The organism is Paraflavitalea sp. (assembly GCF_059502485.1).
This window is the reverse complement of record NZ_JCACET010000011.1, coordinates 252587-276493: the sequence shown is the minus strand read 5'-3', so window position 1 is coordinate 276493 and position 23907 is coordinate 252587. Positions and strand designations below refer to the sequence as shown.

General features: G+C 47.8%; 17 protein-coding genes. 6 read left to right on the top strand and 11 right to left on the bottom strand.

All coding sequences use genetic code 11. From position 1 onward, the window contains the following. Positions 1-8: 8 nt before the first annotated feature. Both AC5JBY_RS28955 and AC5JBY_RS28950 read left to right on the top strand, forming a co-directional pair. A complete protein-coding gene (locus tag AC5JBY_RS28955; protein WP_495908179.1) occupies positions 9-2414 on the top strand; it encodes a glycoside hydrolase family 95 protein in 2406 nt (801 codons plus the stop codon). A 13-nt stretch (positions 2415-2427) separates the two neighbouring features. Continuing rightward, positions 2428-4623, top strand: coding sequence for an alpha-galactosidase (locus tag AC5JBY_RS28950; protein WP_495908178.1), 2196 nt, complete (start codon positions 2428-2430; stop codon positions 4621-4623). On the opposite strand, the gene AC5JBY_RS28945 is transcribed toward AC5JBY_RS28950, so the two are convergent. From AC5JBY_RS28945 to AC5JBY_RS28930, 4 genes are all read right to left on the bottom strand, one after another. Then, a complete protein-coding gene (locus AC5JBY_RS28945) occupies positions 4620-5435 on the bottom strand; it encodes a nucleoside hydrolase (protein ID WP_495908177.1) in 816 nt (271 codons plus the stop codon). The genes AC5JBY_RS28950 and AC5JBY_RS28945 overlap by 4 nt on opposite strands. Then, positions 5387-5614, bottom strand: coding sequence for a hypothetical protein (locus AC5JBY_RS28940; RefSeq protein ID WP_495908176.1), 228 nt, complete (start codon positions 5612-5614; stop codon positions 5387-5389). The genes AC5JBY_RS28945 and AC5JBY_RS28940 overlap by 49 nt, the downstream gene beginning before the upstream one ends. A gap of 10 nt (positions 5615-5624) precedes the next feature. After that, entirely contained in the window at positions 5625-6908 is a 1284-nt protein-coding gene (locus AC5JBY_RS28935) for an amidohydrolase family protein (RefSeq protein ID WP_495908175.1), read from the bottom strand. 120 nt (positions 6909-7028) lie between these two features. Next, positions 7029-7898, bottom strand: a complete 870-nt coding sequence (locus AC5JBY_RS28930; protein ID WP_495908174.1) for a hypothetical protein — start codon at positions 7896-7898, stop codon at positions 7029-7031. 303 nt (positions 7899-8201) lie between these two features. Here AC5JBY_RS28930 and AC5JBY_RS28925 point away from each other — a divergent pair, with 303 nt between their 5' ends. After that, complete coding sequence (locus AC5JBY_RS28925; RefSeq protein WP_495908173.1) at positions 8202-8516, top strand: ArsR/SmtB family transcription factor; 315 nt, start codon at positions 8202-8204, stop codon at positions 8514-8516. 2 nt (positions 8517-8518) lie between these two features. Next, the gene (locus AC5JBY_RS28920; RefSeq protein WP_495908172.1) at positions 8519-9016 is read left to right on the top strand and encodes an SRPBCC family protein; all 498 of its coding nucleotides are present in this window, start codon (positions 8519-8521) and stop codon (positions 9014-9016) included. A 47-nt stretch (positions 9017-9063) separates the two neighbouring features. Here the strand turns inward: AC5JBY_RS28920 and AC5JBY_RS28915 are convergent, their stop codons facing one another. Further along, positions 9064-12633, bottom strand: coding sequence for an ABC transporter permease/M1 family aminopeptidase (locus AC5JBY_RS28915; protein WP_495908171.1), 3570 nt, complete (start codon positions 12631-12633; stop codon positions 9064-9066). Continuing rightward, positions 12627-13529, bottom strand: a complete 903-nt coding sequence (locus AC5JBY_RS28910; RefSeq protein ID WP_495908170.1) for an ABC transporter ATP-binding protein — start codon at positions 13527-13529, stop codon at positions 12627-12629. The genes AC5JBY_RS28915 and AC5JBY_RS28910 overlap by 7 nt, the downstream gene beginning before the upstream one ends. Before the next feature lie 124 nt (positions 13530-13653). Here AC5JBY_RS28910 and AC5JBY_RS28905 point away from each other — a divergent pair, with 124 nt between their 5' ends. Next, positions 13654-15228 carry a sensor histidine kinase gene (locus AC5JBY_RS28905; protein WP_495908169.1) on the top strand — a complete coding sequence of 525 codons (1575 nt, stop codon included), beginning with the start codon at positions 13654-13656 and terminating at the stop codon, positions 15226-15228. Beyond that, positions 15225-15944: a LytR/AlgR family response regulator transcription factor gene (locus tag AC5JBY_RS28900; protein WP_495908168.1), complete on the top strand. Its 720-nt coding sequence runs from the start codon at positions 15225-15227 to the stop codon at positions 15942-15944. Before AC5JBY_RS28905 ends, AC5JBY_RS28900 begins: the two co-directional genes overlap by 4 nt. Before the next feature lie 31 nt (positions 15945-15975). Here the strand turns inward: AC5JBY_RS28900 and AC5JBY_RS28895 are convergent, their stop codons facing one another. From AC5JBY_RS28895 to AC5JBY_RS28875, 5 genes are all read right to left on the bottom strand, one after another. After that, on the bottom strand, positions 15976-18228 hold the full coding sequence (locus tag AC5JBY_RS28895; protein WP_495908167.1) for a WD40 repeat domain-containing protein: 2253 nt from the start codon (positions 18226-18228) through the stop codon (positions 15976-15978). A 20-nt stretch (positions 18229-18248) separates the two neighbouring features. Further along, entirely contained in the window at positions 18249-21545 is a 3297-nt protein-coding gene (locus tag AC5JBY_RS28890; protein WP_495908166.1) for a hypothetical protein, read from the bottom strand. 16 nt (positions 21546-21561) lie between these two features. Then, the gene (locus AC5JBY_RS28885) at positions 21562-22854 is read right to left on the bottom strand and encodes an ATP-binding protein (protein WP_495908165.1); all 1293 of its coding nucleotides are present in this window, start codon (positions 22852-22854) and stop codon (positions 21562-21564) included. 7 nt (positions 22855-22861) lie between these two features. Further along, a complete protein-coding gene (locus AC5JBY_RS28880) occupies positions 22862-23266 on the bottom strand; it encodes a hypothetical protein (protein ID WP_495908164.1) in 405 nt (134 codons plus the stop codon). Between the two features lie 122 nt (positions 23267-23388). Then, positions 23389-23901 (bottom strand): type 2 periplasmic-binding domain-containing protein, encoded by a 513-nt coding sequence (locus tag AC5JBY_RS28875; protein ID WP_495908163.1) that lies wholly within the window; start codon positions 23899-23901, stop codon positions 23389-23391. Positions 23902-23907: the final 6 nt, after the last annotated feature.

The following is a 23907-nucleotide window of genomic DNA, read 5'->3' as shown; positions in this document are numbered from 1 at the left end:
AGGATTTAATGAAAAGCATAAGTAAGAAAGGCGTACTCTTATTTGTATTGTTTAGTAGTTCAGTTGCAGTTAAGCATGTTTTGGCATTCACCGCAGGGTCTCCACTGGGGTTTGTCGCACCCCGGTGGAAAGACTCCGCGGCTAAGCTCCCCCTCCGGTTGTGGTATGAAAAGCCGGCTGCTCAATGGGAAGAAACATTACCCCTCGGCAATGGCCGTCTCGGCATGATGCCCGACGGCGGCGTGATGAAAGAGAACATTGTGCTGAATGATATCACCCTATGGTCGGGCGCTCCGCAGGATGCCAACAACAAAGAAGCCTACAAAAAGCTCCCGGAAATACAACGGCTGCTGTTAGAAGGCAAGAATGACCAGGCACAGGCATTGATCGATAAAGATTTCATTTGTACAGGAAAAGGTTCAGGCGCTGAACCTTTTGGTTGTTTTCAGACGATGGGCAACCTCAGCATTGCTTACCGCTATAATGGCGTTCAGGACAATGAAGTAAAGTACAGTAACTATACAAGAGGCCTTTCCCTTGACAACGCCATTGCTTCCTGTACCTACCAGGTGAACGGTGTTACCTATAAAAGAGAATACTTTACCAGCTTTGGTGATGACGTAGGCATGATGAGGATCACGGCCAGTAAGCCCGGCATGATCAATATCGGTCTTGGCTTGTCAAGAGAAGAGAAAGGAACGGTCACTGCTGTCAACAATGCCCTGGAGATGTATGGACAGCTGGAAAATGGCACCGACGGCAAGGGCATGGAATACCTCGCCAAAGTAGCCGTTCAGGCAAAAGGTGGTAAAGTATCTACAGACAACAACAGGCTGGTGGTACAACAGGCCAATGAAGTGATCGTATACTTTTCAGCAAAGACCAGCTTTAAAGACAATGCCTTTCGCCAACATGCACAACAATTGCTGGATAAAGCAAAATCCACTGCTTACGATCTCCAAAAGCAAAAACACATTACCAACTTTCAGAAGCTCTTCAACCGCCAGCAGGTATACCTCGGTCATGGAGCATATGAAACATGGCCTACCGATAAGCGGCTGGAAAACTTCTATAACGCTGCTACGCCCGATAATCAGCTGACGGTGTTGTTCTATCAGTTCAGTCGTTATCTCTCCATCAGCAGCACACGCGTAGGTTTATTGCCTCCTAACTTACAAGGTTTGTGGGCGCATCAGATACGCACGCCCTGGAATGGAGACTACCACCTCGATGTGAACGTGCAGATGAACCATTGGGGCGTAGAGCCGGCCAACCTATCTGAGCTTAATCTGCCATTGGCTGATTTAGTCGGCAACATGGTGCCACATGGTGAGCGCACTGCTAAAGCCTATTACAATGCCGAAGGCTGGGTGGCCCACGTGATCACCAACCCCTGGATGTTTACCGAGCCCGGCGAAAGCGCCTCCTGGGGTGTTACCAAATCCGGCTCAGGTTGGTTGTGCAGCAACCTGTGGGACCACTACGCATTTTCCAACGACAAGAACTACCTGAAGAAAATATATCCGGTACTGAAAGGATCGGCTAAGTTCTATTCGGCCATCCTCATCAAAGACCCTAAAACCGGTTACCTGGTCACTTCACCATCTTCTTCGCCGGAAAACTCGTTCTTCATGCCCGATGGCAGCGGCAAACATGTAAGCATTTGCATGGGCGCCACCATCGACAACCAGATCATCCGCGAGCTGTTCAACAATGTGATCACCGCTTCCAAAACATTGGGCATCGATGAAGCATTCCGCAAAGACCTGCAGGCAAAGCTTGATCAGATACCGCCAGCCGGACGCATAGCCCCCGATGGCCGGTTGATGGAATGGCTCGAAGATTATAAAGAAACAGACAAGGAACACCGTCACATATCACACCTGTACGGCGTATATCCTGCCAACCTCATTACTCCTTCACAAACACCCGACCTCGCAGAAGCCTGCAGGAAGTCGCTGAATGTAAGGGGAGATGATGGTCCCAGCTGGGCCATTGCTTACAAGCAATTGTTCTGGGCGCGCCTGCATGATGGCAATAGGGCTTACAAACTATTCAGAGAGATCATGAAGCCTACCCTGAAGACCAATATCAACTACGGCGCAGGTGGAGGCGTATATCCCAACCTGTTGTCGGCTGGTCCACCATTCCAGATCGATGGAAACTTTGGCGCCGGTGCCGGCATTGCTGAAATGTTGCTGCAAAGCCATGAAGGATTCATCAACTTCATTCCTGCCATTCCGGATGCATGGAAAGGAGAGGGATTTGTAAAAGGTATGAAGGCAAGAAACAACATCACGGTTGATTTTGCCTGGAAGAATGGCAAGGTGATCAGCTACAAACTCCGGTCGCCGCAAAAGCAGACCGTGAAAGTGATGCTCAATGGAAAATTGACAACAGTAAATACACAATAAGTAACATCGTACTATGAAACGAATGAGAGAAACCGGATTGATCGTGGCAGTAACCCTGCTTTCCCTTGTACAGCAAAAAACGTTTGCACAGCAGGTTTTGATACCCATTGAAACAAAGAACAACGCCCTCGTCTTGCAAACAGACGCCAACAAACAGGTAGGCATCATCTATATGGGCCCCAAGCTGGCCGACAAGAACGAATACAACCAGGTAACAGCCATGTACAAGCAGGGCAGCGATTACACCGGTGTATCGAATGCGGCTTATTCAACCGCTGGCACACGGAGCCTGTTTGAGCCTGCCATTGCAGTAACTCATGCTGATGGCAATAATTCCCTCGACCTGCAGTATGTGCGTCACGAAAGCAAAAAGCTGGATGATAATACTTCGCTGCTGACCGTGTTCCTGAAAGACCCGGTATATAATTTTGAGGTGACGCTCTTCTATAAATCCTGGTTCAATGAAGATGTGACGGAACAGTGGAGTGAGATCAAACACAGCGAAAAAGGAAATGTAATACTGCACAAATATGCTTCTGCCGGTTTATACCTGAAGGCAGGCAGCTATTGGCTGAAACAATACCACGGTGATTGGGCCAAAGAAATGCAGGCCGAAGAAGCCCGCCTTACCCATGGCATCAAGACACTGGACTCCAAACTCGGTTCCCGTACCAACCTGTTCCAGCCACCCAGCTTTATGGTATCACTGGACAAACCAGCTACAGAAGATGAAGGCACCGTGTTGTATGGTTCACTGGAATGGAGCGGCAACTTCCGCATCGACCTGGAACTGGACAACCAGGACAACCTGCGCATCATGGCAGGCATTAATAACTATGCATCCACTTACACGCTGAAGCCCGGCGAAGTGTTTACCACACCCGCCTTCTTATCTGTTTTATCTACCAACGGAAAAGGAGAGGCCAGCCGCAAGCTGCACAGCTGGGCGCGCAATTACAAGATACTCGATGGCAAAGGCAACCGCCTTACCCTGCTCAACAACTGGGAAGCCACCTACTTTGATTTTAATGAGGCTAAGCTGAAAGAGCTATTGAAAGATACCCGTAAACTGGGTGTTGATCTCTTCCTGCTCGACGATGGCTGGTTTGCCAATAAATATCCCCGCAATGACGACAAAGCGGGCCTGGGCGACTGGCAGGAGAATAAAAACAAACTGCCCAATGGCATTGCTTCATTGGTAAAAGAAGCGCAGGCCAATGGTGTGAAGTTTGGCATCTGGGTAGAACCCGAAATGGTGAACCCCAAGAGCGAACTGTATGAGCAACATCCTGATTGGGTAGTCAAACAATCTGCCCGTCCGGAATATTATTTCAGAAATCAGTTGGTACTCGATCTTACCAATCCTGCCGTGCAGGAGCATGTGTTCAATGTAGTAGATAACCTGTTTACGAAGAACCCGACGCTGGCGTATATCAAATGGGATTGCAATGCCGTGATCTATAATGCACATGCCGCCAAACTGGGTAATCAATCACACTTTTACATCCAGTATGTGCAAGGGCTGTACAATGTATTGAAACGCCTCAGGGCTAAATACCCTACCGTGCCAATGATGTTGTGCTCTGGTGGTGGTGGCCGTGTTGATTACGGCGCCCTGCAATACTTCACCGAGTTCTGGCCAAGTGATAATACCGATCCGCTGGAACGCATCTTCATGCAGTGGGAATACTCTTATTTCTATCCGTCTATTGCTTCTTCCAACCACGTTACCGACTGGGGAAAGCAACCCATTAAGTTTCGTACCGACGTGGCCATGATGGGTAAAATGGGCTTTGATATCGTGGTAAGCCACCTGAAAGAAAACGATCTTACCTTCTGTCAGGAAGCAATCAAGACCTACAACGCTGTGAAGCCGATCATCTGGCAGGGAGACCAATACCGCTTACAGAATCCTTTGGATAATTCAGTGGCTTCTGTGCTGTACCTGAATACACAAAAGACAGCAGGCGTTGTATTCAATTACCTTGTCAACAACCGCTATGATGCCGGCAGCCAGTTGCCTATCCGTATGAAAGGACTTGACCCGGCTAAGAAATATACTATTAATGAACTGAATGTGTACCCCGGTACTACTTCTACCATCGATGTTTCGAAAGTATACACAGGAGAATTCCTGATGAAAGTAGGCTTCAACCCTGATGTGAAGAATGGGCGTAATAGCGTGGTGCTGGAAGTGAAGGCTTTTTAACGTCTTGTCATTGGCTGGTGCATGATCAGTTGGTTGATCAATGCAGCCATTTCATGCACCGGCATTTTCTTTACCACATAAAAATGCCCTTTACCGTTGGCATCCCATGTGTTGCTGCCATCATCATGAATAACAAAGCGGCCAGACTGCGCAGTATAATATCTTTTCCATCCCCTGATAGCGATCAACACGGCAGTCTCATCCCAACTCATGCGGCCGTTAATGTCCTGCTTACTCATAGGAATACTTCTGGCAAATGCATCTTTCACCGGGCTCTTTTGAATAGCATTATTGTTTATCAGCGGCAAGCCAGATAATATCTCAACACCTACTTCAAAGCCAGTCAAAATAATGGTGCCGGGCCATTGGGTGAATACAGTTTTGGAGGCTGCGCTGTCCTTGTGTACATTAAACTCTTTGCCTGCAGGAAACCAGCCGGCCATGCACACCAATTGCTTCACTTTCTTTTTTACCAGGTCTGTGCCATTCAACCGGGAATACTGATCAGCCGGCGATTGCAAGAGATTGGCCAGGTTGGTCAGAAATCCTACCGTTACAACCGTTACTGAATGATCAGGCTGCGCAGCCAGTATCTTGCGATACAAGGCTACTGCATCCATGGCCTCCTCATTCGATTGTATAGCATGCGGATAATTGGCTACTACCAACGAATCCCACTTTTGCCAGGCGCCTATGTCAAGTGCCTTGCCTTTGGGAACACCAATGGGGATATTGGGTCTGTTGAAATAAGTGTTGAACACATTCAATGTGGCAGCCACCTTTGCATGCTTGGTACTGGCGATGGTAGCCAATATGTTGGCCTCACCGCTATCTGCCAGGGCATGGAGCAGGGCAATGGCGCGCCCACATCATCATAGTCAGGCCCCATATCGGTATCGAAAATAATAGGGACAGGTTTCTTTTGCTGGGCCTGGACAATGCTGCCAGTGCAACCGATAAGCAATAAAAGCAGCAGGGAATATACTTTCATAACAGCCATTTTATGGTTGATGAACGATCTTGCCATCTTTGATCACCATCCGCACATCGAATAATGCCTTCTTAAAGTTAGCCTCCAGGTCGCCATTAAACACCACTATATCTGCCTTAGCTCCCTGGCGCAATACACCCAACTCGTTTTTCCTGCCCAATGCCAGTGCTGCATTCCAGGTAGCAGCCTGCAGGATGTCTGTTACCGGCATGCCTTCTTCCCAATAGGCGGCCAGTGTTTGCTTGGCGGCATTGCCGCGTGAGCTTTTGGTATCGAAATAAGCATCGGAACCCGCCACGATCATGACACCCATCTTACGCGCCCGCGTAAGCCTGTCGGTGAGCGGCTGCAACATCTTCTTTATCTCTGTGGTGTCGTGTTCTTTTTTACGCTGGGCCTCTTCCGTATCGATGATCGCCTGCATGGAAGGATCGGTGGGCACCATGTATACACCCCGGCGGGCCATCCTTGCCAGCGAGCTATCGGAAATATAATAGGCATGCTCGATGCCATCCACACCCGCTTCCAGCACCTGCTGAATGATGTTGTCGGAATTGGCATGCGCCGTTACCTTCAGGCCATATTGATGGGCTGTTTGAACGATCGCTTTCATCTCCTCCATTTCAAGCCCCATTCTTTCCCCGAAGGCGACGATCTTGATCACATCCACCATGTTGTTGACATGTTCTTTGACAGCCTGTATGGCATCAGGCACGCCGCTGATCACGCGGTACTCAGACTTTGTGATCGCTTCCTGGTCTTTTTGTGGCAGCTGATAAAACTGGCCATCCATGGCACTCAGGATAGGACCTGATACCAACATGCGCGGTCCCTGTACAAAGCCACGCCTGATGGCTACGGCCACTTCTTTATCGAGATATTTGCCTGAATTACCCAGATCCCGAATGGTCGTAAAACCCGACTCCAGGTATGACCGCGCAAACCCGGCAGCCCTGAGCACCCGGTATTCCGGTGAGTTCATCAATACGTCGATGGCTATATTGTCATCCACTTTTTGCAACATCAACAAATGGGTATGAGCATCGATCAGTCCGGGTACCACCGTAGCATTAGGCAGTTCGATGATGGTAATCCCTTTGGGAACAGTCAGTTTATTGCCCACCGCTTTGATGGAGCTGCCTTCTATCCAAATTTCCTGGTTTTTGATAAAGACATTCTTTTCCGCGTCATAGAATTTGCCCGCCCTGATCAGATAAGAGGAGGAGGGCGCCTGTGCAATGATAAATAAAGGCAGTAATGCAATACAGATAAGGGTACAGTGAAACTTGATCATGGAATAATCGGTTAGTGTTCTTGAATTTGAACACTAATGTAAAGAAAAACAATCGATTGGCAGTTAGAACACGCCTGAGGTCAGGATATAGTATCCTCTGTAAACAGCGCCAATTATTTTTTACTTTTTTTTGGGGACGCGGGAGGCTGATTTAGTTATTTGTAAAACCTCCCTTATTTGTTCCAAAATAACATCGAGCCTTCCATCCTCTTGACAAGGAAGGGGATTGAACTTCTCTCTCGAACCGTTCATAAAATTGAAATTCTTTGCTTCATTATCGATACAGCTGAACAGGCAGGTTTCTGATTGTTTCTTCCACTCAGGAGTCTTCTCCAATCCTCCCCATGCCAGCGCCCGTGCGATATTGTTTCGCAAGGCAGGTCGGGTGCCACGTTTGGTATAAGCGAGGATACAATTGCGTATGGTATCATAAAAGTTTTGATACATCAATCTATGCTCTTCTACAGGCGTAGGTGCTTTACCCTTATCAGTTAGCCATTGCCAGTTTCTTCCGAAATGTTCTTGCAAGAAAGTGTCAGTAACATTGTTTATATGACTATTGAGAAATGAATAACGGCTCCAGTTGATAAATACATGGATACTTTCGTGAGCGATCAATTGTACAATATATTCCTTGCAACCTCGTCTTAAAAATTCTGAATTTAGAACTATTGTATCGATGAACAATCTATTGATTGGATCATAATGAGGTCTTGTCTCCGCACCTGTTTTTATGGTCATATCTTCCATTACAATATAAAGTAGGTGCTGCCTGGTGTCAGCTAAATGGTCATACACACCTAAGCGATAGGGCGGTTTGCCACCGATGATCGAATCATGGATAAGATTGTAGATGTCTTCATGATATTTCTTAATGCTATCGCTGATTCTGATAGAAGGATAGTGATGGAGGCGATCATTTTTAATGCTGCTTGACGAACATATAGTAATAGCAAGCAGCACCATACAAACGTATAGTCTACGATTCATCAGATAAGGTTTAGGTTTAATGGAAATGTGATGCACATTTCCACAGAGAAAGGACTAATAGCAGTTCAAAAGGGCGGGAATAATGTTTGCATGTATAATTTACACATTTCCTGTCAAACGGAAATACATATCCTAATACAACTCAATCATTATTTGATTATTATCAGCCTCTTTGACCGCCATATGCAGATATCTTAACCTCAATCAAGCTGCGAACAGGAGTAGACCTGAAAATAAATTTGCGCAACCCGTTAGTTGCACATATATTTGCAACCAGTAAGTTGCATATCAAATAAGGTAGCCATGAAAAAAGACGTATTCCAGGCAATAGCCGACCCCACCCGTAGAGCCATCCTAAGCCTTATAATCATACAGGCTATGACACCCAATGCCATTGCCGAGTACTTCGACGTGAGCAGGCAGGCGGTGTCTAAACACATTCAGGTCCTGGTAGAAAGTGACCTGGTAAAACAGGAGTCATCGGGCAGAGAAATTTATTACCACTTAAATCCAAAGAAAATGAAAGTCATTGCTGACTGGCTGGAGCCATTCCGGCAACTCTGGGAAACCAAATTCAATCAATTGGATGCAGTATTAAAAAACTTAAAAAACAAATGACCATGATTGCAAACAAAGAGCTTGTCTTCGAGAAAGACCTGGACAACAAAAAGATAACCATTGAAAGGGAATTCGATGCTCCGCTGGATCATGTATGGAAAGCGTGGACCGACAGCGCCATACTTGATCTGTGGTGGGCGCCACGTCCCTGGAGCACAGAGACGAAGTCAATGGATTTTAAAGAAGGTGGCACCTGGCTTTACAGTATGGTAGGCCCCGAAGGCGAACGCCATTACTGCCGGGCCGATTACCAAAAGATCGTTCCCAACAAGAGCTACACCTATATCGATGCCTTTTGTGATGAGAACGGCGTTAAGAGTGCTGAATTCCCCAATATGAATTGGACTGTTGAGTTCAAGTCTAACGGCAAGGGAACCACCGTAACGATCGAGATAAAATTCACGAGCGAAGAAAGTATACAGAAGATACTGGAAATGGGTTTCAAGGAAGGATTTACCATGGCATTGGGCAATTTGGACGAAATACTGGAAAGCAAATAATCTGGTATACAGCAAAGGTAAACTCCGGGCCACGCGCCCGGAGTTTTTTATTTAACCAATACGATATTATCTTCCTGATCCGCATCCGGCAAATACCCCCAGGGATCAATAGCCGCCACAGCCGGTCTTTTATCCAGTTCGATCGCCAACACGTTGAGGGCACGGGAAAGCGGGTGCAGCCCCACATATACAGGCATTGTATACCGGTCCCACCGGTCGGCCGGTTGATCATACACCGCTATTGGCATTACGACATTTGGCGCCAATGGTTCCAGTCGGGAACCGCTTTCATCAGTGGCTGCTACCTGTACTTGTAATTGCAGCCTGAACCTGCCTGATAGCAATGAATCACAGCGCAGCACCTGCAGTTTATTATTATAAACGATCACCTTATTGAAAATATCATTGATGTGTGTTGCCTGTTGTGGTGTAGCTACAGCATCTAATTCCCGGAGCAGATCGCTTGTGGTGGCACGTTGGTGCGGGAACTCATGTTGATCGATCAGTCTTTGCAGTGCGGTATCCATAGCAGCTTCACCCAGCATTTCTTTGATGCCATACAGCGCGCGGCCACCCTTCTGGTAACAAACAAAAGACTGCCCGGCACGTATGAGTGGCTGTTCCGGTTCGCCGGCCATATTGCGCAACGCAAAATACAGGTTGTTATCAGCCAGCGATAGTTGCCGCAGCAGTTGCTTTCCATAACGTTTTTCTGCCACCATCATCTCGGTATACTTCGCCAGCGACTCCGTGAGCACCGCACGGCCTGGCACTGGCAGTGGTGACAATTTATTGGCCCACCATTGGTGCGCCACTTCATGAGCCGTCACCGCATACACATTGTTGAAGCGGTTGCTATCGCTCAGATTACTCATGAAGTTGATCTTTTCTGTACTGAACAGCACGCCCGGATACGCCGTAGCAGCGCCGGGATACTGCGGTATCTCAGCCAATGTGAGATAGGATAGCGGATAAGTGCTGAAATGTTCACTGCCGTAGTCGATAGCATCCTTCATGGCCTGCATGATGGTTGGCAGGTTAGCCGTGTGCCCGGGTTGATAATAAATACGGAAAGTAATATCCTTGTGCACCTCTTTTTGTACAGCATAGCGGGCCGAGCTGAACGCCAGCATGTAATTCACCGGCTGTTCCGTTTTATAACGAAAGAAACGGCGGTTACCGGCCACCCATTCCTGCTGCAGGGCGCCTACCGTTACTACCTGCTGATCGGCAGCCGTGCTGATCACCGTTTCATAATCGACGAGGTGATAACTGCTGTCGCGTAGTATACCTGTTATTTGTTGTGGCAGGCCATGCTTTTTGCGAACAGTGATATCTGCTGTTTCAAACCGGTTATTATAACCCAGGTAAGGAATATATTTCTCCAGCTCCACATAGCTGCCATTGGCCACGATCGAATGCTCAGGATTGAAGCGGTCGAAACCACTGCGCTCTACTTCCATGGTAAACTGTACCTGCATTTCTTTGCCCGGCAACAAAGGTTGTGCAAGCGTGTACCAATACAGTTTGAATGCAGTGTCGGTCTTATCGATAGTGGCACCGGGCACTGTAAAGGAAATGCTGGTTACTTCGGGATCTACGCCAAACCATAAAGTCGTGATAGGCTGGTTAGTTTCATTGCGCAAGCCATAGCTGCCCTGCACCGTGTACCTTCCTGCTTCGAGGTATAAAGCAATGTTGGTCTTTACGGCTATGATATAGGGCTGCGGTAAATGTTCCTGCGGCTTGTAGCGCTTCTCGTACTCTACGCCCCATATTTGCATGGTGGAATTACCCCGCGCTGTACTTACCTGCGTAGTCCTGCGGTCGATGTAAATGCCAGCGGCTGTGCAACACAGCAGGCAGACTAACAACATTACTTTACCGGGAAGCCCCCATTGCCGCCCCATGATTCGCATGCGCTGCCACAGAGTAGTATGTGCACTCGCTTTCCACAAAGCAGCCGCCAGCAGGCTCAGCACAGCGGCGAAGGAAGTCCAGTACAATAGATACCAGTGGACAGCCTTTGTATAATGGCCAAAACCATTCATGAGCGCATACCGCAGGTCAGGCAGGGTGGCATAGCGCAGCAGATAATGCTGGATGCCCAGCTGACGGCTGAACACAACAATGCCCACGACCACCAGGCTCAACAGCATGCCGAGGTATTTATTGGCAACAATGGTCTGTATAAACACGATCAGCACAGCAAAGAGGAATAAAGGCAGGCCGCTGTAATAGTAAAGAGAAAGATAGGCACGCAGGTCGATAACAGCGTAACCCGTCAGCAACTGTAATCCAATGCCTACTATACTATTCGCTGTTATGAGCAACGCGACCAGCACCGCCAGCGTAGCACACTTGGCGCCCCATAAGATCGCATTACGCACGGGTGTAGTAAATATCAGTCCTTCCATGTTGGCGGTACGCTCACGACTGATGAGTTCACCGGCATAAAATACAAGCAATAATAGGGCAGGACGTATGCTGCGCAGTTCCTCTACAATATAACCGGTAGCTGCATAGAAGCGGGTGCCATAAGGTCCTTGTAAAATATTCTCCTTCAGTTCTATTGCATACAGGAATACCCACAAGGCCATCATCACCAGGAAGGGAATATGCCTGCACACCGATGCTACTTCCAGCTTTAACTGTGAGGTGAATGCCAAACGGTGATATGTAAATCCTGTAGATTTTACTGGGACACTTCTAAGCGTGGGCACAAGTACCCCACGCTGCGGAGCCCGGCGGCATACTTGCGCCAGTTTGGCGATGATTGGAACTGTAGTCCGCTTGCGTGTTTTTTCCGTTGCCGACAACCTGAATTTGAAATACCGGTAAGCGATCCATAATAAGGAGCAACTGATAGCAGTCCACAATAACCGGTTGGCCAGGAAAGCACCCGCCAGCGGAAACAATTTAGTGTTGCGGTCGGCCAATGACCAGGAGCGCATTTCATATAGGAAGGCAGACAACCCAAAAGGATCGAGCAGGTAGGGCAGGAGGCCGGGCTGACTTGTTTTTAAAGAGCTGGCCATCATCGGCGAATTGCCCAGGATAGAACCCAGGAAATATAAAATGAACAGCAACACACCGGCTATGTACACAGCACGCACCTGACGTGTGAGTAACGCCACACTGAATATCACACTGCAACAAAACAGCACATTGGGTAGTCCAAATACAAGCAGCGGTTGTAAAAAATACAAGAAGTTGTACGGTCCTAATTGATCAGCACCTGCAGCCAGGCTGCCAAGAGCAATGCCCGCTATGCCCAACGCCAGCACGATAAAAACAGTCAACACCAGGCCCAACAAGCGTACCATGAAATAAGACAGACGTTCCAGCGAGGTCGTGAAAACAATACTGTCCATCCGGTAGACGCTATCCCGCAATACCACATTGGCGCAAAAGAGTGTGCTGATAAAAATAACCATGAGGGAAAGAAAACAGGTGAGGTAGCTGATAACATACGGCCCGTTCTTGTGTAGTTCAGCGCCGCCAAAATTGCCCTGTATCATCAGTGTACCGAGTGCTATAAACAGCATAGCCGACACAATGAACGTGATCTGCCTGAAATGATATTTCAATTCAAACCCTAATAAGTATGTTAGCATGCTGCCACCTCCTTTTTGGTACGTTGCGCACCGAACAAAGCCGAGAAGTAAACAGCCGACAGATCGGGTTGAAAAGGTTCAAAGCCATCGCCGGGATGAACACCGCTCAGTACGTATACTTGCATCTTGCCGCCAGTCATGCGCGTGGAGATCACGGGCAGGGCAGACTGGTAATGTTGCAGCCTTTCTTTAGGAACTGTTTTGCGCCATACCTGTCCGGCCAGTGCGTCGGTCAATAAAGCCGGTTTGCCCTGCAGGATCACTTTGCCACCGGCCATGATGGCCATGTCGGGACAGAGGTCGTGCACATCTTCTACGATGTGCGTAGACAGGATCACCACTACCTGTTCGCCAATCTCACTCAGCAGGTCATGAAAGCGGTTACGCTCCAATGGGTCGAGCCCGGCTGTGGGTTCATCCACGATGATCAGCTGCGGGTTGCCCAACAGTGCCTGGGCAATACCGAAGCGTTGACGCATGCCGCCGGAAAAGGTGCTCACGGATTGTTTTCTTACGGCGTATAAATTGGTTTGCTGCAGCAGGGCCAGCACCTGTTCTTTGCGGGTGCCTTTATCTGTGACTCCTTTCAGGATAGCGAGGTGGTTGAGCAGGTCGATGGCAGCTATTTTGGGATAAACACCAAAGTCCTGTGGCAGGTAACCCAGCTGGCTGCGCAGGAACTGCTGTTGCTGCAGGATGTCTTTACCATCAAACAACACCTGCCCGCTATCCGGTGGCTGCAAGGCGGCCAGTGTGCGCATCAAAGAAGATTTGCCGGCGCCATTGGGACCCAGCAGGCCAAACATGCCATTGGAGATAGTAAGCGACACATTGTTGAGCGCCTGTACACCGTTGGGGTAGGTTTTGGAAAGGTTGGTTATTTGTAGTCGTTGCATATATTGTTTTGATAGGGCGAAAGTATCCGGCCAAGGGAACCCCGGCAATTATCAATGAGCAAGGAGCGGGAAGTAGTGATCAACGACACGTATAGCCCGTTTTCAGGAACGCTTTACTTACATCATGAAAAATGGTACGTTCATCATTAAAATTTGTGCAGCCAGAACGGGTGCTGTTCTTTTATCATTTGATAGAGAAAGCATGAACCGGTGGTACCATACAATAGCAACGCTTGGTAGCAGGCATTATGAAACGCTCCTGCACATGGGCATCCTGTGCTGGGTGGCCATTTTCGAGTTGCTGGATAAACAGGTGTATACCTGGCTGCATTACTGTGGCGCATTGGGTGTATTGGTGTTGGTGCAGTTGCCTATTCTGCTTTTCTCCTGGTATAAACCACGGATGAAAGAAACACTGCCAGCTAACCGATACTGGTTGTATTGGTTGGCCTGCTTTGGGCTGTACCTTTGGGGAATGTTCTTTGTCTGCACCACGTTGTTCAAAGTGAACTCTCTTTGGCAGCGACTGGCGCCTATCAGTCTGCTGTGCACGCTGTCGCTTGAACTATTGTTGACGGTAGCTGCGTGGCTACGCACAAGAATGCAGCAATGGCAATGGATGAAATGGCTGAGCCTGGACCGGGCGCTGCTCATCAGCCTGCTGCTCATTGCTGCGATACTCTCGGTGATGGCTGTATCCAGCATCGGTAATCCGAAATATGAAAGGCCCGAAGGGCTGCTGGTAGGTTTTGAGTTTAATGTGCGGAAACTGTTTGCCCACTTTGGCTTATTCCTCGCCTTTACTGTGCAATTCCTGTTCATGTACCTGTGTGGGTATTTTTTCTACTATATCAACAACCGGGTACTGGTGCCTCATGTGCTGAAACCCAAGGGGCTGATCGTGTATGTGCTGGCGGGACTTGCCGTGGTGAGTATTACTTATCCGGTACTTGCACAACTGTTGCTGTTGCTGCCCGTGAATAAAAGACTGGGGAATATTTTTGCGGCCAATCCCTTTGCATTGGAGAATGCAGGCGGCGCTATCATCATTCTCCTGCTGAGCCTTCCGATCGTGTTGGCTCTGCAATGGAGCAGACAAAACGGCCGCATCATGGCGCTGGAGAAAGAAAAAGCGCAGGCCGAGCTGGACCTGCTGAAGCAACAACTGAACCCGCACTTCTTCTTCAATACACTGAATAACCTATATGCGCTGAGCCTCACACAATCCAAGCAAACCTCTGAAAGCATATTGCAATTATCTGAACTGACACGCTATGTGCTGTACAAAACCAAGGAACCCACCGTGACGGTGCAGGAAGAAGTAAAGTACCTGGAAGATTTTATGTGGCTGCAACAGATCAGGCTGAAGCGCAAGCCAGACATACAATTCACGCAGGAGATAGCGCCCGATACGCCACGCATAGCGCCATTGCTGTTGATCGTGCTGGTAGAAAATGCATTCAAACATGGCATCGAGCCTGCCGAAAGCGAAGCCTTCCTGCATATCCGTTTACATACCAGTGCAAGCCGCCTGCATCTTACCTGCGTTAATTCTTTCGAAGAGAGGAGTACGGTGGCCGGTATCGGGCTCACCAACCTGCAGCGGCGGCTGGCTTTGCTCTATCCCGGTAAACACTTGTTGACAACAGCGGTAGAAAATCATACATTTAAAGCTGAACTGGAACTGGACCTGACATGAAAATACGTTGCTTAATCGTGGATGATGAGCCGCTCGCTCACCAGGTGATCCTGAAATATATGGAGGATGTTCCTTTCCTGGAACCGGTGGGGCAGTGCTACCTGGCCACGGAAGCGCTTTCTTTTTTAAGCACGCAGGCCGTAGATCTCATCTTCCTCGATATCCGTATGCCCAAGCTCAGCGGGCTGGATTTTCTGCGCACCCTGCAAAAGCGGCCATTGGTCATCATTACTTCCGCCTTTGAAGAACATGCGCTCGAAAGCTTCGACCTCGAAGTGTGCGATTACCTGTTGAAGCCTTTCCGGTTCGACCGTTTCCTAAAAGCCGCCAACCGGGCACTGGCTTTGTACACGTTGAAGAAGCAGGCGTCAGAAACGGCTACCACTCCCGTGCAACCTGCCGTAGCCAGCGAACCCGCCAGCATCTACATCAAGGTGGATAAAAAGCAGGTACAGCTGGCACTGGATGAGGTCTACTACCTCGAAAGCGTCGGCAATTACGTAAAGATATGGGACGCTCAAAAATACCTGTTGACGCCGCGCACCTTAAGCAGCTTTGAAGAACAGCTGCCTCCCGAGTCTTTTATACGCATCCACAAATCTTACATACTCAACAAAAAGTTTGTACACTACATAGAAGGCAACATGATCAGGTTGAAAAATGGCAAGGAGCTGCCATTGGGGAAAAGCTATAAGCATGTGATCAAGCAGTTGTAGACAGGGATTCTTTGTAGCATCTACACCGGGTTCATGAGGTCATTCCTTCCAGCTGATATATAAACAGGTGTGTTCCCTTTCCGAAAGCCCAAACGGGTTGGGCAGGAGAACTTGCGTAAAACAGATCGAGTCTATGCGGCAGCCTTGCAATTATTCCCTGCCAGGCGTGAACAGTAATATTTTCATTATCTGCCTGCAGCGCCACTGAATTACCTCCTGCCCAGTTTGCAATACCTTTAATATTCGATAGTTTTCCGCACAGCGGATGCACTGTTCCTCCTTCAGTTTCTATCAACTCCCGCTTCAGGATCATCTCCTGTAGATCATCTATCCGTCTTTTAATTAATCGGGAAGCATCTTCCTGCGATCCGGAATAGCAATCAACCTGCCTTCCTGTACGGCGGTCCCAGATGCGCAACAAATCTACTGTCGGATTAAACGCAAGCATATTGGCGTGTCCTGTCACAAGATATTGGCCATCCCGGGTAAAGCCGGCTAATTTAACGGGATTAACATGCCCATGGTATTCATTGCCTTCCGGGGTTGCTTCCAACACCGCCAATTGCCTGCCGGTAGCCACTTCCCACAAACGGGCAGCACAATCAACACCTCTGTATTTGGACCCCGACCCGGAGATCATATACCTGTTATCATCCGAAAACCGGAAGCACCTGATCAGGCTGTTGTGTCCTTCGAAAGCGCGCAACATAAAACCGGAACCGGCATCCCACAGCAAAATGCGCCTGTCATCCCAGGCCGATGATATAATGTATTTTCCGTCAGAGGAAAAAGTAAGGCCAAAAACATCATCATAATGGTTGTGCAATCTGGTGTGTGGCTGACCGATCTTTTCAAGGTCCCATACACGCAATGTTTTATCGAACGACGAAGACAGCACCCGCTTTCCGTTGGGAAAAAAATCAACAGCAGTGACTCCGTGAAAATGTCCTTCAAAGCGGTACAGCAATTGACCTGTTGATACCTGCCATAAACAAATTGGGGATGCTGATGAAATTGCCATCGCTCCATGTCCCGAAACCAGTAATTTACCATCCAGTGAAAAAGCAACACAATTTGCCCATGATCCGCAATCGTCGAACGTACGAAGAAGTTCCCCGCTTTCAATATCCCACAATCTTATGTCTGATCTTTCTTTTACGTCATACATCACTTCACTTTCGACTGTACAGGCACAGGCAATAACTTTTCCATCCGGAGAAATGGCTGTTCCTCTTATCGGCTCTCCGGTATCAATCACCATTTTAACCGTACCGGTCCTGGCATCCCATAGCCTTATCGTGTGATCGGAGGATGCGGTTACAAAAGTGGTCCCATCCGGCGTACAACCTGCAAAGTTCACCGGCTTTGTGTGTCCTGCCAGCTTTTGCAACACAATGCCGGAATCCATATCCACAAGCAGCGTCGTACCGTCATAACAACCGGCGATTATAACAGATTGTGATAACCAGCTTATTGTTTTAATGCCGTGGGGTTTAAAGTTGTATTCTTTTTTTAGCTGAAAGGTTCTGGCATTCCACAGCCATATATTGCCTTCTGAATCACCTCCGGCCAAATACACGCCATCTTTTGAATACCTGATATCTGTTACTTCTTTCTCAATCCTGTTAATTCCGGAATAGGTTTGTGTATCTCTCAATACTATTTCCGGCAACTCTGCATCATCATATCCTTTGGCTGATGAGGAAACGATGAACTTGCCGCAGGGCGACACCAGCGCGTTGAAAAGCAAATAGCCCTCTGTCCGTATTTCAACGGAATTGGATATCCCCAACGGTTCAGGTGGAGGGCGAAGTGAACGCATCCATGCGAAAGGACCTTTATTTTCTTTTGCAATGCGCCATTTTTCCATCCACCGGTACAAAGCAGGATTATCTGATTTCCCGGATAGCTGATCAATCTGTGCTCTTTCTTCCCTTTCTTCATAATGTTCTGTCTCTACAGGTGCATCATGCCACCAGCAAAGATTCCACAGGCATTGAAATAAGGTTGATGGATGCTCTTTTATGAAAGAAAAATCCCTGACGAGGGCTTCATGAATAAGGGATAACGGTTGATGCCAGGCGTGGGTGGGTGAAATATGGTTGGTAGTCAACAACAAGTCATTCAAAAGCTCGGCCAGGTAACCACTTTCCGTTTTGTATTCCAGGAAATCACTGTCTGTAATGATTTTTATCAGATCGGCAGTTCTTGCACAGGCCGCCAGGTGGGCAGGCAAATGCAATAACTCGTACGCGGAAAGTCTGTTATACCGGTTGTGTTCCATAGCAGCAACAATTGGTTTGGTTACCTCCACCATGCAGCAGTAACCTGCACGTAGTGAATAACTTTTTCAATAGAATACTCCCTGAGAAGCCTGGCTTGCAATTGTCTGGTTGCAGCAAGGTCAAATAAAAGATCTGCCCTGCCGGCCTTATTGGGCCAGGGGAATAACTCACGCCAGATGGCCATCAACTCTTCTCTGCCAACATCAGGTATCTGTTCACACAACATTTCCAGTGGTTTCTCCCTGTTAAATTTGTTGTCGATCTTTCGTAGTACAGGTATTACCTGTTTGATCAGCGCCGGATCGTTCAGGTGGGGAATGATAAAACACAATGCGCCGGATTTATGTTTTTCATCTCTGTCACTTAACCAGCTGACCCATTGCAGGATTTCCGGCAACATGTTGAGAACGGCTTGCCTGTTCAATTGCATTATGAATTTTACTATCAGCCATTGACTGGAAATCCGATACAAGCCGGAATACACCTGTTCATAGTAACCCAGATTTGCATACTGTGCCAAAAGATCGCACGAAGCTGCATCACGGTCATATGAGTCCATACTATTCACTATGTTCGTTGCTTTTGCAAGTACAGGCGGTGACATAAATCGGGCTAATCCGGACACTATATCTCTCAGGTATTGAGATCTCACAGCTGGTAAAACTTTCATCAGTAGCGAAGAAAGCTGCTCCTGTGTCAGCAATGCTCCCAACGCTATAATCGCTTTGGTTCTGTCGGATTCTGTTTCAGGGTCCGTTTCCGTTTCAAAATGCCTGCTTTGAGCCGGATGTTCAATGATCGCTAAAGATTCATTTACCCAAGAGGGAGTTGTGAGGTGCGGGTTGGTAGCTGCTATTGCTGCCTGTGCCCGGATACGCATAAAAGGCGGGGCAATGGTTTGTGCCAATTGCATCATTTCAACTGCCAATTCACCTCTACTATGTGGTGCAACAGACAAAATAGCTGCACCCTTCAATTCATGGTTGTGTATGGAAGCCATGCAGGTAAGGAGTGCCGGAAAAACAGTTTTATCTATGCCTGAAAAGCCCTGCACCAATTCTTCTTTTTTGCTGTCAGTGTAGTCCGAGACCTCTTCAAGCACGGCAATTTGCATTTCAACAGGAAAGTGAGCAATGGATTTGCACAGGAAATCATACCTGATCTCTTCATCATTCAATTCATCTATTATTACCAATGCCTCGTTCACCCATTTTTTTTGCGCCATGAAAGACAAAAGCGTTACCATAGCAGATTCCCGTAAACTATTGAAATGAAAGCGTTTGACTTTCTCTATCGCCTTTGTAATCATTTCAAGGCTCAGGTAGCCGCCAATTTTATCAAGCAACGTTTGTTTTGCACCATCAGCCAGTTTCTGCATATTATCGATCAGGCCGAGTGCAAAGTGAAAGGTATCCCGTTGCAGGGTTGCCGGCGCAATACAGGCCAGACCAGCCAGATTCCGGGCGACTGCATAGTAGTCAAGCATCAGTCGGGTCGCTTTCAGGGCTTCTCCGGCAAGTGAAACGGATAAATGAGGTGCAATGCAGTTAATAAGTGTCGGGCGGTAATCGTCGTAGTATCCGGGCAATATCTTATCAATGAAATAATATTTGAGTTCATCCGAAACATAGGGAATGAGTGCTTCCACTATCTCAATATCTTTTGCATTTTTCCAGGTTTCTTCCAGCAGCGCATTTGAGAGGAACGGCGCCAGACCCGTCAAGGCAACTCCCTGGGCTTTGACACCCATTAATTTGCCCGACAGTTGCAGCAACCTGCCTGCAAATGAACGGGGCAGCAGGCCACTGACTTCACAGATAATGTTTCCTATAAAGATGTAAACATGTTCTGTTTCTTTATGGTCGCAATGCCTGGCCCGGTTGGCAATAATGTCATCAAGTATTTGCATGGCTACAGACCGGTAACCAAGCGCAGCAATACGTGGCACAATTTCACCCAATGCAATAACATTGGCAGCATGATCAGTGTATAAAGTAAAAGGAGCAGCAGTGTCATGAGGGATATACCTGATGTCCTGCATTGATTTGCGGACGTTCTTTACAATGGTGCGTGCTCTTCCCGGGCTGAGCCTTGTTGCCAGGATCAGCAATACTTTTGTTGTGTAATATTCGCTTCTTATTAGTGTGGCAATATTCAATGCCCGTTCTGTTTGTGTATTCTTCAGGTAAGGGATAATAGCGACCAATGTATCAGCCAGCACCTTCTGGTTCCTGATACCGGTAATTTTTCTTAAACAAATGCTCAGCTTTCCTTTTTGGGCCAGCCGGATGAGGATATACGACAAAGCCTCATACCGTATATCATCTTCTGTCAGCTTTGCCGCCATTTTCAATGCTTCATCAAAGGCGCCCAGGGAAGCCAGTTGCTTCAAAAAGCCGACCCTTACTTTTTGAGACAGTTTTTTATCACGTAAGAATATGTCATAACGTACCATGTATTCCCGAACCTTGTCTGCTGTTAATTTGGGAGCAATCAGCTGTACAAGTTCGGAAAACAACACTTCGTCCATAATATCACCAATACGAAGAAGCGCTTCTTCTGTCTGCTTCGTTGTCGTTATTTTCGGTATGAGTTTCCTGAGCAATACCTCTTTCGTATAATAAAAATGATCTGGTAGTTGCTTCAGCTGTTCCCAGAAACGATCTGTCAGGTTCTCCGGAATATGATCACATAAAACTTCAACCGCCCGCGACCGTTCACTGTCATCATGTATAGCAAAGCATTCATCGATAATGGCATTTTGTAAATGTCCTGGCAGGTTGGGAAAGATCATCACCAATAATTCCAGTCTGAATGTCCCGGATTCGCGGGTATTTATATTATCATAAATCGCCTCAAGCTGGTGCGTATCGAGCAAAGGCATCAGGGCAATAATAGCTGATCTTCTTTCTTTAGGGTCACGGACCTGCAAGGCGTATTTAATGGCTTTCCGGGCAGACCAAAGTTCTTTTTTTACCAGTTGTGCAAGCAGGTTGGGAGGGACATTGCTCACCACATTCAACACTGAACTGTTGGCAAGCAGGCAATAAATGAAACCGCAAACAGGGTCATCTGCAGCATCGGAACCGGCAGCCAGTAATGCCTTTTCATTCAACTGCCAGTAACGGTTTATGTCGGTCAGGTATTCATCGATATTATCTTCCTGATCCTTTAATTCAAACCAGGCATTCAGCCGGCCGGCAGTCTCGAGGTTGAGCAGCCTGCTCATTTTTAACGGTTGCCCGCTTTGTTCGAGGTGAAAAGTCAGGTGCTTTAGTTCGTACGTTGTAAGTCCTGCAAACAGTGTGTTGACCATGGTCAGGGGCTTTTGGCTAAAAGCCAGGGATTTTATCCAGGGCATTGGAGGCTATGATCGCATCATACAAAGTGAGGTCGACCTCTTTGCGCAGGAAGTTCTGGAAACTGTAATGATAGATCCTGTAGGTTGGGGGCTCCAGGCTTTCATCTTCAGTGAGAAATTCCCGCCAGGATCTTATTACCTTTTCAATCTCACCTGCAGACAGCTGTGGCCATTGTCTTCTTGTCCACTCCACGATCTGTATGATGGATACCGGCTCACGTGCAGTGGCCAGCATACATACAACCGGTTCATAATAATTCCTGAACCGGTCGGGCTCATTGTGCTGCATCGATCGCCAGTGGCGCTGATAGTAACCTTTCAATCCCTGCGGCAACCGGCTGACATGATCTATGTTGTGCGGGTTGATGAATCCTTTTGCTATGTCCTGCAACACATACACGAGGTACATAAAATTGCCTTCGCTCTTGTCCATCAGGGTTTGCACAAACTGCTCTTTTGTCAAATCCCAGTGGGTAATAGCAGGCAACATGCTGTCTGCATTTTGCTCCACGAAGTTTTCTATGTACTGCTGAATATCTTCCCGGTTTTGCAGACCACCGGACTCAATAGGGATTTCTTTTTTGTTATCAACATCGAGTCTGTAATCGTATTGCGGACGTGTGGATACGAGGAAGAAAACGCCTTCCGGAAGTACAGACGGCAGGAAAAGACGGTTCACATCAGGTGGCAATCCATCATCTTCTGCTTCGTCGAGGGCGTCGATCACAATCACTACCGGTTTTCCGTTGCTTTTAGCAACAGCCTGTAACAAAAGGCTCGACAGAAAACCGCTATCCCGTGTTGCATTATCCGGCAGCGTGGAGTACTCCAGCCCGTAAGCTGTTATTATCTGCGCGCAGACATTGCCCAGAAAGTCTTTGGCTGTACGTATATTTTGCGTAGCAATGTTGAAATGATGGATGAAGTTGTTTTGCTTAACCAGCCTGGCCAGCAAAGATGTTTTGCCAATGCCAGGCTCTCCATTTACTACAATATAACCGGAAGGGAAATGCTGCGTATTGTTTAATGCCTGATCGATGGCATCAAAAATAAATGAACGGCCTATAAAATCCTTTGTCCGTGCAGCGACCAGGGTTTCAAACTCCCTGGTACGGATGTACTGACCTATTGTGCCGGAAGATCGATGGAAGAACTGAAATATATTAACATCGCCGGTAATGACCATGCCACTGTTGTAGCCTCCTATAGCTACACTCCGGTGTCCTGCGCTTTCTACCTTTGATGGCTCCTGCTGCTGTGGCATTGGCCCGTTATTTATTGGGGGCATGTGTATCGCCACCTGTGATGATAACGCCCGAGTTATCGCCTCCTATCGCAACGCTGCGTTCTCCTATGGCGATGACGTTGTTAGAGTCAACAGCGCGGGCCTCGTTCAACAGCTGTTCAAGCAACTTTTGCAGCTCCGGGTCTTTTTGCAGCTTTTCTGTGAGTATTGTTTTAAGGGTGGACTGATTGTTGGGTGAGGGGTCAGCCTCAGCACGGGCCAGCGTCTGCTCGGCATAGGCATCTCCGGTAAAGGCTTTTTTGACTGCCTTGTAAAGCGACCCGACCTTATCGGCGAATTTCTCTCCGAATTTTCCGGCAAATCCTTCTGCTGCTTTTCCGAGATAGGGGGCAAGGGCAGCCATTGCGGACACTGCTAAGGCTTCAATCATCTTGCAAGTTTTTGGTTAAATAGTTCATCAATTTACAATATACCAGGACATGTAAACCTGTTCAAAGCCTTTTTTTTCAAAAAATTGATCTATTATGGTCTTCCGGCCAGGCCCCTTTCATTTCAGAACGGCAATCCGCGTTGTAGCAGGCTGCGCCAGTTGTCCCAGGATCGTTTGTCCATCACCCTGTTCATGGTGTAGCTGAACTTATCATTGCCAACGAGGAAGTTTTTGTCTTTATCCAATACAAACAATACCTGGTCGCCGCCCTTCAGCAATAGCAAACTCACTTTACCCATCTCCAACCTGTATACAGTTGCCTGAGGATCGGCGGGTATACCTTTCTCGATAATCCATTTCCCTTTGCCACTGCGTATGTCCATGCCCTGCAACTTGTAGAAAGTAGGCTTGCGCGTAGTTGCATCCACATACAACAGCAAGGCCGTTTTGCGCTTGAGGCATTCCGCCCTGTAGGGTACATTCAACGCCTGCATGATCTCCCGGCAGGGCATTCTGCCTTCATAGTAAGCCAACTCTACCGAACCGGGCGGCAGGGTATCTTTCAATACCTGGGGCTGCGCATCAGCAACCAGCATGGCTATGGCAAAAACAGATAGCAGTAATAGCTGTTTCATGGGCTG